This is a genomic window from Bacteroides sp. 1001302B_160321_D4 (assembly GCF_015667765.1).
GTDB lineage: Bacteria > Bacteroidota > Bacteroidia > Bacteroidales > Bacteroidaceae > Bacteroides > Bacteroides xylanisolvens.
Genome location: NZ_JADPLO010000065.1, coordinates 23,543 through 33,317 on the forward strand (window position 1 = coordinate 23,543; position 9,775 = coordinate 33,317).

11 protein-coding genes are annotated in these 9,775 nt (G+C 41.8%); 9 read left to right on the forward strand and 2 right to left on the reverse strand.

The window, feature by feature from the left end:
• Nucleotides 1-231: 231 nt before the first annotated feature.
• The gene (locus tag KFO40_RS20860; RefSeq protein WP_211146766.1) at nt 232-1,059 is read left to right on the forward strand and encodes a hypothetical protein; all 828 of its coding nucleotides are present in this window, start codon (nt 232-234) and stop codon (nt 1,057-1,059) included.
• 15 nt (nt 1,060-1,074) lie between these two features.
• Here the strand turns inward: KFO40_RS20860 and KFO40_RS20865 are convergent, their stop codons facing one another.
• Nucleotides 1,075-2,607, reverse strand: coding sequence for a methyltransferase RsmF C-terminal domain-like protein (locus KFO40_RS20865; protein WP_211146767.1), 1,533 nt, complete (start codon nt 2,605-2,607; stop codon nt 1,075-1,077).
• 108 nt (nt 2,608-2,715) lie between these two features.
• Here KFO40_RS20865 and KFO40_RS20870 point away from each other — a divergent pair, with 108 nt between their 5' ends.
• From KFO40_RS20870 to KFO40_RS20895, 6 genes are all read left to right on the forward strand, one after another.
• The gene (locus tag KFO40_RS20870) at nt 2,716-3,501 is read left to right on the forward strand and encodes a DUF6249 domain-containing protein (RefSeq protein WP_211146768.1); all 786 of its coding nucleotides are present in this window, start codon (nt 2,716-2,718) and stop codon (nt 3,499-3,501) included.
• Nucleotides 3,498-4,049: an RNA polymerase sigma factor gene (locus KFO40_RS20875; protein ID WP_004314132.1), complete on the forward strand. Its 552-nt coding sequence runs from the start codon at nt 3,498-3,500 to the stop codon at nt 4,047-4,049. The genes KFO40_RS20870 and KFO40_RS20875 overlap by 4 nt, the downstream gene beginning before the upstream one ends.
• Complete coding sequence (locus KFO40_RS20880; RefSeq protein WP_008024769.1) at nt 4,030-4,359, forward strand: DUF5056 domain-containing protein; 330 nt, start codon at nt 4,030-4,032, stop codon at nt 4,357-4,359. The genes KFO40_RS20875 and KFO40_RS20880 overlap by 20 nt, the downstream gene beginning before the upstream one ends.
• Before the next feature lie 186 nt (nt 4,360-4,545).
• Entirely contained in the window at nt 4,546-5,817 is a 1,272-nt protein-coding gene (gene cls / locus KFO40_RS20885) for a cardiolipin synthase (protein WP_004314130.1), read from the forward strand.
• Between the two features lie 39 nt (nt 5,818-5,856).
• On the forward strand, nt 5,857-6,651 hold the full coding sequence (locus KFO40_RS20890) for a thymidylate synthase (RefSeq protein ID WP_008019458.1): 795 nt from the start codon (nt 5,857-5,859) through the stop codon (nt 6,649-6,651).
• A gap of 5 nt (nt 6,652-6,656) precedes the next feature.
• Entirely contained in the window at nt 6,657-7,151 is a 495-nt protein-coding gene (locus KFO40_RS20895) for a dihydrofolate reductase (protein ID WP_008024774.1), read from the forward strand.
• 46 nt (nt 7,152-7,197) lie between these two features.
• On the opposite strand, the gene KFO40_RS20900 is transcribed toward KFO40_RS20895, so the two are convergent.
• The gene (locus KFO40_RS20900) at nt 7,198-7,677 is read right to left on the reverse strand and encodes an Lrp/AsnC family transcriptional regulator (RefSeq protein ID WP_004315769.1); all 480 of its coding nucleotides are present in this window, start codon (nt 7,675-7,677) and stop codon (nt 7,198-7,200) included.
• A 152-nt stretch (nt 7,678-7,829) separates the two neighbouring features.
• Here KFO40_RS20900 and KFO40_RS20905 point away from each other — a divergent pair, with 152 nt between their 5' ends.
• Nucleotides 7,830-9,107 (forward strand): IgA Peptidase M64, encoded by a 1,278-nt coding sequence (locus KFO40_RS20905; RefSeq protein ID WP_211146769.1) that lies wholly within the window; start codon nt 7,830-7,832, stop codon nt 9,105-9,107.
• Nucleotides 9,108-9,205: 98 nt separating this feature from the next.
• Nucleotides 9,206-9,745, forward strand: a complete 540-nt coding sequence (locus tag KFO40_RS20910; protein ID WP_008024780.1) for a GNAT family N-acetyltransferase — start codon at nt 9,206-9,208, stop codon at nt 9,743-9,745.
• The last annotated feature ends 30 nt before the right edge of the window (nt 9,746-9,775 follow it).

The following is a 9,775-nucleotide window of genomic DNA, read 5'->3' on the forward strand; positions in this document are numbered from 1 at the left end:
CTAATTTCTATTTTAAGTGATGTAAGTATGTTTATATAATAATTTCAGGCACGGATTACACAGATTTCACGGATTACGCTGTTACTTTATGACAATCATATTTCTAAAAGCCGTGAAATCCGTGTAATCCGTGCCTGAATATATTTCCCCTCTCCCTCTCATTTTCTTCAAGTTCCAACTAAATATTTCAAAATAATATGTTACATTTGCAACGAACATAAAATACAGATTATGAGACCTAAACAATTCTATCTATTCATATTATGTTGCATCCTTACACTATTCAGTGGATGTAAAGAGGATGAAGAAAATCCACTTCGTTTTTACAACAGTGAATATGAAGTGCCCATGGGTGGCAGACGTTACCTTGGACTGGAAAGCGGAAATGGTGATTACTCACTTGAAGTTAAAGACACACGCATCGCAAGCGCAGGAACCGAAACCGGCTGGACCGGAGTACCTGCCGGACGTATGATTTATGTTACCGGTATTCTCACCGGGCAAACTTATCTGACAGTAACGGACAACGCCACACAAGAAACCTGCATCCTGCCAATCAAGGTTGTCGACAATTACGAGGATATAAAGTTGCTCCGCAGCTACTTGTCTAACTTACCCAACGGAGACGCAAATCTTCTGCCCGGCATTTCCGACATTTTTCTAATTAACAATCACGCACGGGATGCTTATTTTTTCAAACAGGGAGAACAAACAGCTTTTTCATCCGGACTAACCTTAATAACTCGAGGAAGTTACAAACTGGAAAAAGAAGAAGGAAATAATGAGAAAGCTATACTGACTCTCACTTTTTCGGAAGATGCGGCAACGCCTATTTCCAATCATAAATTCATCTTGTGGGGAAATGCATACGTATTTCACCGCTTGGATAAAAGCTTGAATCTGAATTGGAATACTCCACCCATCGGAGAAACGCGGACATCACCTGCACCACCTCCTTCCTACACGCTGGAAGAAATCGCTGGAGGTGAACCAGGCACAGGCAAACAAATTAGTTTTACCCTTTCCGAACAGGAAATACCTGCCGGAATACTGCCTTAATCAGCAGGGTCTTCTTTAATCAACTGTACTTTCCGATAATATGCGTATATTTTCCGGCAAGTATCCGCTACGGATACGCCATTCTTGCGGATAAAGATTATTGGCACGATTGCCGATGTTCTTCACAAATCCGAGAGGAATATGCCGGTACGTAAGCAAAACATATCCACGAGGGGCTGTTACCGGCAAGGTAATGGCCTCTTTTCGTAAATAAGTGATAGCCTGTTTATAACTTATTTCTTCCGTAGCGAAAGCTTCCCGGCATAAAAGTGAACTACACATCGCCAATGCATGGTCAGGTATCAAATCCTTTCCTTTCACTTCTCCTATCTCCACTCCTGCCGATACGATTTTCAGGCATTGTTTCATTGCCATTAATTCATCAGCATAATGCTTTGAAAAAGCCTGGATACTTGTTCCTTCTGCCGACAATATATACTTGTCCGAATTTTCATCATTCAGCCAGCTTTTTGCAATATTCAGCTGTTCTTTCGAAACAGGAGAAGATGCTGCTCCTCCTTTCTTATCTTTCTTTTTAGAAGTCTTCTCCTTGGCGAAAGAAGATACCGGAATCTCGTCTCCTGTCTCCGGCTTCCGAAAAGCTGCCAGGAAAAAGCCTTCGCCTTTCGTCTTATGAGGGAAAAAATGATAGACAGGAATAGAAGATTTAGAACCATCACAATTATCCGGTAAAAGATCTCCTGTTATATTCCAGTTTTCCTGTACTTGCACAGTTAACGGTTCGGCTCCATACTCTTGTTGAATCCAACGTGCATTCTCTTCGTCCTCTTTTGTATTAAATGTACACGTACTATATATAAGAACTCCCCCAGGCTTCAACGTGTCCCAAATATCTCCAATAATCCGCCGCTGCCGCTGCCAACAGATTTCTACATTCTCGGAACTCCACTCTTCTACAGCAACAGGGTCTTTACGGAACATACCTTCACCGGAGCAAGGGACATCTGTAAGAATCACGTCAAAGAAAGACGGCAAAGCCGCAAAATCTGCCGGATCATTATTGGTTACTACCACATCCGGATGTCCCCACTTCGTTAAATTCTCCGCAAGAATCTGCGAACGATTCCGGATGACTTCATTAGCCACCAGTAAACTCCCTTCAGGAAGCACACTACGGGCATGAGTAGACTTTCCACCGGGAGCTGCACAAAGATCCAGCATCTTTACCGGTCCGGTGACATACTGCCGGAGCACCTGCTCCACAAACATAGAAGAAGCCTCCTGAACATAATAACAACCTGCATGAAACAATGGATCAAACGTGAAAGTGAGACGCTCATCCAAGTAAAATCCTTCGGAAGACCAAGGGACTTGATTAAATTCAAAATTGAAAGCTGAAAGTTGAAAATCAGTAATACAGCCTGCTTGCGGTACAATTCTGCATTTTCCATTTTCAATTTTTAATTTCCCATCATTCAACCGGATGCTGACAGGTGGTTCTTGTTGGATAGCAACAGCTAATTTGTCGTATTCTTCATCGCCCAACAGGGCACGGGTATAATCTATGAAAGAAGCGGGTAATTCCATTTTTCGTTATTAATTTCCGCAAATATCAAAAATATTTCGTCTCTTTGCAACTTTCTATGATATTAACTACGTCTAACAGACAAAGAAATAAATTAAAAAACTATTGATATGAAAAATTTTCTATTAGCATTGATGGTTGTACTGACCACTTGCACACTGGCTATTGCCCAAAACCAAACTACTGTTGTCCGCGATTCCGTCGGAAAAGTAAAGGTAACTGTGACCAAAGACAATAAAGCAAAAACAAACAATACTGCTGTCACAGTCATCGGTGTAGATACAGCGGACACTGATTCCACAGAAGTAGATGCAAACTCAAGTAATATCAGTACTGGTCATGGTAAGGCCAGTTTTACATTCGAATCGGATGACGACGATTTCCCATTCCACGGCTTTGGTATCAACGGAGGAATTCTCGTAGCAATCATATCAATCATTGCCGTTTTCGGATTTCCGGTATTCATTCTGTTTGTAATCTTCTTCTTCCGTTATAAAAATCGGAAAGCACGCTATCGTCTTGCCGAACAGGCACTCGCTGCAGGTCAGCCATTGCCAGCAGAATTTATTCGTGAAAATAAAACGGTTGACTCACGTTCACAAGGCATCAAGAACACCTTTACAGGTATCGGTCTTTTCATCTTCCTTTGGGCAATCACCGGTGAATTCGGAATTGGAGCGATCGGTTTACTCGTTACATTTATGGGTATCGGACAATGGATCATCGGTAGTAAACAACAGGCTCAAGGTACAGATGCTCCCCGGACGTATACTACCCATAAAGATGAAAAAAAGAATCAGGATAACGTCAAAAACGATAGCTTCGAAATCATCCCTTCCGCACCCGGAGAGAAACATAATGAAGTAAACGAAGAAAAGAACGACGAGAATAAATGAGCCAACTCAATGATATATCGTTAGTCGCGCAGGTCGTGGTGTTCAAGAACACCAGGGCCTTCGACCAGTTGGTGGAGAAGTACCAGTCGCCCATCCGGCGATTCTTCCTGAACCTGACTTGCGGCGACAGCGAATTGAGTGACGACCTTGCACAAGATACATTTATCAAAGCATATACAAACATTGCCTCTTTCCGAAACTTGTCAAGTTTCTCTACGTGGCTGTACCGTATTGCTTATAATGTTTTTTATGATTATATTCGCAGCCGGAAAGAGACAGCCGACTTGGATACAAAAGAAATAGACGCCATCAACAGTACCGAACAAGAGAATGTAGGACAGAAAATGGATGTTTATCAGTCACTCAAAATGCTGAAGGAAGTGGAAAGAACCTGCATTATGTTGTTCTATATGGAGGACATTAGTATCGACAAAATAGCAGGTATTGTAGGAGTACCGTCAGGAACGGTGAAAAGCCACCTGTCACGTGGAAAAGAAAAATTAGCAACGTATTTAAAACAAAACGGTTATGACAGAAATAGACAATGATAAGCTCTTGCGCGATTTCTTCGCAGAAAACAAGCAGGAAATAGCAGACAACGGATTCAGTCGCCGTGTCATGCACCATTTACCCGGTCGTAGCAACCATCTGGCTCGTATCTGGAGTGCCTTCGTAATGACTGTGGCTGCCGTACTTTTTGTATGGTTAGGCGGATTGGAAGCAGCTTGGGGAACAATAAGAGAAGTATTTATCAGTATGATTAATCATGGTACTACCGGCCTTGATCCAAAGTCAATTATTATCGCGGCTGTCGTATTATTATTTATGGCTACACGAAAGGTTGCTTCTATGGCATAAACAAAATAAATACAGATTAAAAGTCCAAAGCATAAGTTTCCCGGATTTTTATCTTTATGAGTCAAAGAACTCTTTATCCCTCTCTTTTAGTGTTAAACAATAATAAATCTACCCTTTACTCCAAGTAAGCCCAAACATAGATGTTGTATATTTGTTGCTCTGTAAACTAAAATAGAGAGAAGAGTTTTGAAACTACGTATATTTATTTTATTTCTATTCCTGCCTTTATTACATGTTCAGGCAGATGTCATCGACAGTCTGATGACGCAGCCCAGAGACTCAATCGGACTAACAAGCGATTCCCTAGTACTGCATTTCCTAGAAGAGTCGGGAATCCCTATATCTGATAATAATAAAGTCAAACTGCTAAAAAGCGGACGGGAGAAGTTTATCGATTTATTTGAAGCCATCCGGGAAGCTAAACATCATGTTCATCTGGAATATTTCAACTTCCGAAATGACTCCATTGCCAATGCTTTGTTCACTTTATTAGCCGAAAAAGTGAAAGAAGGTGTTGAAGTACGAGCTATGTTTGACGCTTTCGGAAACTGGTCGAACAACAAGCCCCTTAAAAAGAAACACCTCAAGAAAATACGTGAACAGGGAATCGAAATCGTCAAGTTTGACCCGTTCACCTTCCCTTATATCAATCACGCCGCCCACCGCGACCATCGCAAAATTGCTGTTATCGACGGAAAAGTGGCATATACAGGCGGAATGAATATCGCCGATTATTATATCAACGGACTACCCAAAATCGGAACCTGGCGTGATATGCACATGCGTATCGAAGGGGATGCAGTCAACGATTTGCAAGAGATTTTCCTGACGATCTGGAACAAAGAGACTAAACAGAACGTAGGAGGAGAAGCTTATTTCCCCCAACATGAGGGACAGACAGACAGCACAAATATCGTTGTAGCAATTGTAGACCGTACCCCGAAAAAGAATAGCCGTATGTTGAGTCATGCCTATGCCATGAGCATTTATTCGGCACAAAAGAATGTTCATATCGTCAATCCTTATTTTGTACCGACTTCTTCCATCAAAAAGGCGTTGAACCGGACAATCGACCGGGGAGTAGATGTAACCATCATGGTTTCCTCTGCTTCCGATATTCCTTTTACCCCGGATGCCGCACTTTATAAGTTACATAAACTGATGAAAAGGGGAGCTACTGTCTACATGTACAACGGGGGATTCCATCACTCGAAAATTATGATGGTGGACGACTTGTTCTGCACAGTCGGTACTGCCAACCTGAACAGCCGCAGCCTACGATATGACTACGAAACAAATGCCTTTATTTTTGATAAAAGAATAACGGGTGAATTGAATAATATGTTCCGAAACGATATCGAGCATTGTACCCAGCTGACACCGGAGTTTTGGAAAAAGCGTTCTCCCTGGAAGAAGTTCGTCGGCTGGTTTGCTAATTTATTCACTCCATTTTTGTAATTTTGTACGGAGAATCATTTTCACTGCAAATTATTCATTATGAAACAATACCTGGATTTACTCAATCGCGTGCTAACCGAAGGCACGGAAAAAAGTGATCGTACCGGAACCGGAACGATCAGTATCTTCGGTCATCAGATGCGTTTTAACCTTGATGACGGTTTCCCGTGCCTGACAACCAAAAAACTGCATCTGAAATCAATCATATACGAATTGCTTTGGTTTCTGCAAGGAGATACAAACGTGAAATACCTGCAGGAACATGGAGTACGTATTTGGAACGAATGGGCGGACGAAAACGGTGATTTGGGTCATGTCTATGGTTATCAATGGCGTTCATGGCCTGATTACAACGGCGGCTTCATCGACCAGATCAGCGAAGTAGTGGAGACACTCAAACACAATCCGGATTCACGCCGTATCATCGTTAGTGCGTGGAATGTAGCAGATTTGAACAATATGAATTTACCTCCCTGCCATGCATTCTTTCAGTTTTACGTAGCAGACGGGCGGTTGAGCCTGCAACTATATCAACGCAGTGCCGATATATTTCTCGGTGTTCCCTTCAACATTGCTTCATACGCATTATTACTGCAAATGATGGCACAAGTGACAGGTTTGAAAGCCGGCGATTTCGTTCATACTTTCGGTGATGCTCATATCTACCTGAACCATCTGGAACAAGTGAAGCTCCAATTATCACGGGAGCCTCGTCCATTGCCGCAAATGAAAATCAATCCGGACGTAAAAAACATCTTCGATTTTAAATTTGAGGACTTCGAATTAGTGAACTATGATCCGCATCCGCATATTGCAGGAGCAGTAGCCGTGTAAAAAATATGAGTAAAGTATCCATCATTGCTGCCGTAGATCGCCGCATGGCTATAGGCTTTGAGAATAAGCTTCTTTTCTGGTTACCGAATGATTTGAAACGTTTCAAAGCATTAACTACCGGAAACACCATACTTATGGGACGCAAAACTTTCGAGTCATTACCGAAAGGCGCATTGCCCAATCGAAGAAATATCGTTTTATCTTCCAATCCGGACACGGTATGTTCCGGTGCGGAAGTGTTTCCTTCACTCGAAACGGCTTTGAAAAGTTGCCGGGAGGATGAACATATTTATATTATAGGAGGGGCAAGCATTTATCAGCAGGCTCTTTCCTTCGCTGACGAACTTTGCCTGACAGAGATAGACAGTACGGCCCCCGAAGCTGATGCCTATTTTCCGGAAGTATCTTCAAAGGTATGGCAGGAAAAAAGCAGAGAAGCCCATCCTGCGGATGAGAAACATCTCTGCTCTTATGCTTTCGTTGATTACGTAAGAAAGTAAGAAAATTGTTTCTTACTGTGATCCAACCACGAATACTGACTAATGATTAATCTTCATCTTCTATGTCGACCATAATCGGCATCTGCCGCTTAATGGCTTCATGGAAGGAGATTAATGTTTCGGTACGCGCCAAGCCCAATGGTTGCAACTTATCGTGAATAATACTCAATAAGTGGTGGTTATTCTTCGCGTAAATTTTGATAAACATATCGTATTTTCCGGTAGTGAAATGACATTCCACCACTTCGGGGATAGCCTCTAAAGCTTTTGTTACCGAGTCAAAGGATTCGGGGTCTTTTAGATATATACCAATATAAGCGCAAGTCTCATATCCGATTTTCTCGGGGTCGATAACATACTCCGAACCTTTTAATATTCCTAGATTAGTAAGCTTCTGAATACGCTGATGGATCGCAGCACCGGAAACATTACATGCTCTTGCCACTTCTAAAAAAGGAATACGCGCATTCCCTGCAATCAGTCTCAGAATTTGCTCATCTAATGCATCTAATTGATGATGTCCCATTTTTGAATCAAATTGTTTTTATCAATGAATCTTTTATGCAAAGTTAGCGATTTTTCGACAACAAATACTATAATCTATTACTTTTATTTGCAGAAAGCGGATAAGTCAACAATAGTTCGTACCTTTGCGAAAAACATAAATATACCATTTATATGAAACATATTTGCTGTATCATTCTGTGTTTCTGCACTTCTATAGGAAGTTATGCCCAGAATTTCGCTGATTATTTTCAGAACAAAACATTGCGAGTGGATTATATCTTTACCGGGGATGCTACACAACAGGCTATTTATCTGGATGAGCTTTCACAGCTCCCTACCTGGGCAGGGCGTCAACATCATCTCTCCGAACTTCCCTTGGAAGGCAACGGACAAATTATTGTGAAAGACCTTGCCAGCAAACAGTGTATCTACAAAACTTCTTTCTCTTCTTTATTTCAAGAATGGCTGTCAACAGACGAAGCCAAAGAAACAGCTAAAGGGTTTGAGAATACCTTTCTTCTTCCCTATCCCAAACAGCCTGTAGAAATAGAAGTGACTTTATATTCTCCACGAAAGAAAACAATGGCTACTTACAAACATATCGTGCGTCCGGATGACATATTGATTCATAAACGGGGAGTATCACATGTTACTCCACACCGGTATATGCTGCAAAGTGGCAATGAAAAAGACTGCATAGATGTTGCTATCCTGGCAGAGGGATATACAGAAAAAGAAATGGATATATTCTATCAGGATGCACAACGTACCTGCGAAAGTTTGTTTTTGTACGAGCCGTTCCGTTCCATGAAGGGTAAATTTAATATTGTTGCCGTAGCCAGTCCTTCAACGGATAGTGGTGTCAGTGTTCCCCGCGAAAATCTGTGGAAAGAAACGGCGGTTCATTCTCATTTCGATACCTTTTATTCAGATCGCTATCTGACTACCAGCCGGGTAAAGTCTATCCACAATGCATTGGCTGGTATCCCTTACGAGCATATCATTATCCTCGCTAACACAGATGTATACGGCGGAGGAGGAATATACAATTCTTATACGCTAACCACAGCTCATCACCCTATGTTCAAACCGGTGGTAGTGCACGAATTCGGACACAGCTTCGGCGGATTGGCCGACGAGTATTTTTATGAGGATGATGTGATGACGGATACTTATCCACTGGATGTCGAACCGTGGGAACAGAATATTTCAACACAGGTGAACTTTGCTTCCAAATGGAAAGATATGCTTCCACTAGGCACTCCGATCCCTACTCCTATTGCTGAAAGAAAGAAATATCCGGTAGGAGTATATGAAGGAGGCGGCTATTCCGCTAAAGGTATTTACCGTCCTGCCTACGACTGTCGCATGAAAACAAACGGATACCCGGAGTTTTGCCCGGTTTGTCAACGTGCCATCCGCCGAATGATTGAGTTTTATGTTCCTTAATTGAATAACAATCATCGATGGTAACCAATGGTAAATACTCATCCAAAAACAAAATCAATATACAATCATATTATTGTCAAACTTAAAACCCAAACCTCATGATTAGACTTCAACCAATCAGTACGTCGGACCTGCAACATTACAAATTCATGGAAGAGCTCCTGATTGATGCATTTCCACCGGAAGAGTACCGTCAGCTGGAACAACTGCGCGAGTACACTGACCGTACGGGCAACTTTCATAATAACATCATCTTCGACGATGACCTGCCAGTCGGCTTCATTACCTATTGGGATTTTGACAGTTTCTACTATGTAGAACACTTTGCAACCAATCCTGCCCTGCGAAATGGAGGTTATGGAAAACGTACACTGGAATACTTGTGCAATTATTTAAAACGCCCGATCGTATTGGAAGTAGAACGTCCGGTGGAGGAAATGGCCAAACGACGTATCAGCTTTTATCAACGCCAGGGCTTTACACTATGGGAAAAAGACTACTGTCAACCTCCTTACAAACCCGGAGATGATTTTCTTCCCATGTATTTAATGGTACACGGAGAGCTGGATTGTGAAAAGGATTTTGAAACAATCAAAAAGAGAATACATAAAGAAGTATATGGAGTAAAAGACAATTAAAAAAGAATCCCGATAGAAAGAGTTGTACAA

Coding starts and splice junctions, on each gene's coding strand:
- KFO40_RS20910 (WP_008024780.1), top strand. CDS start 9,206: ATGATTAGACTTCAACCAATCAGTACGTCGGACCTGCAACATTACAAA.
- KFO40_RS20900 (WP_004315769.1), bottom strand. CDS start 7,677: ATGGGACATCATCAATTAGATGCATTAGATGAGCAAATTCTGAGACTG.
- KFO40_RS20905 (WP_211146769.1), top strand. CDS start 7,830: ATGAAACATATTTGCTGTATCATTCTGTGTTTCTGCACTTCTATAGGA.
- KFO40_RS20860 (WP_211146766.1), top strand. CDS start 232: ATGAGACCTAAACAATTCTATCTATTCATATTATGTTGCATCCTTACA.
- KFO40_RS20870 (WP_211146768.1), top strand. CDS start 2,716: ATGAAAAATTTTCTATTAGCATTGATGGTTGTACTGACCACTTGCACA.
- KFO40_RS20890 (WP_008019458.1), top strand. CDS start 5,857: ATGAAACAATACCTGGATTTACTCAATCGCGTGCTAACCGAAGGCACG.
- KFO40_RS20895 (WP_008024774.1), top strand. CDS start 6,657: ATGAGTAAAGTATCCATCATTGCTGCCGTAGATCGCCGCATGGCTATA.
- KFO40_RS20880 (WP_008024769.1), top strand. CDS start 4,030: ATGACAGAAATAGACAATGATAAGCTCTTGCGCGATTTCTTCGCAGAA.
- KFO40_RS20865 (WP_211146767.1), bottom strand. CDS start 2,607: ATGGAATTACCCGCTTCTTTCATAGATTATACCCGTGCCCTGTTGGGC.
- KFO40_RS20875 (WP_004314132.1), top strand. CDS start 3,498: ATGAGCCAACTCAATGATATATCGTTAGTCGCGCAGGTCGTGGTGTTC.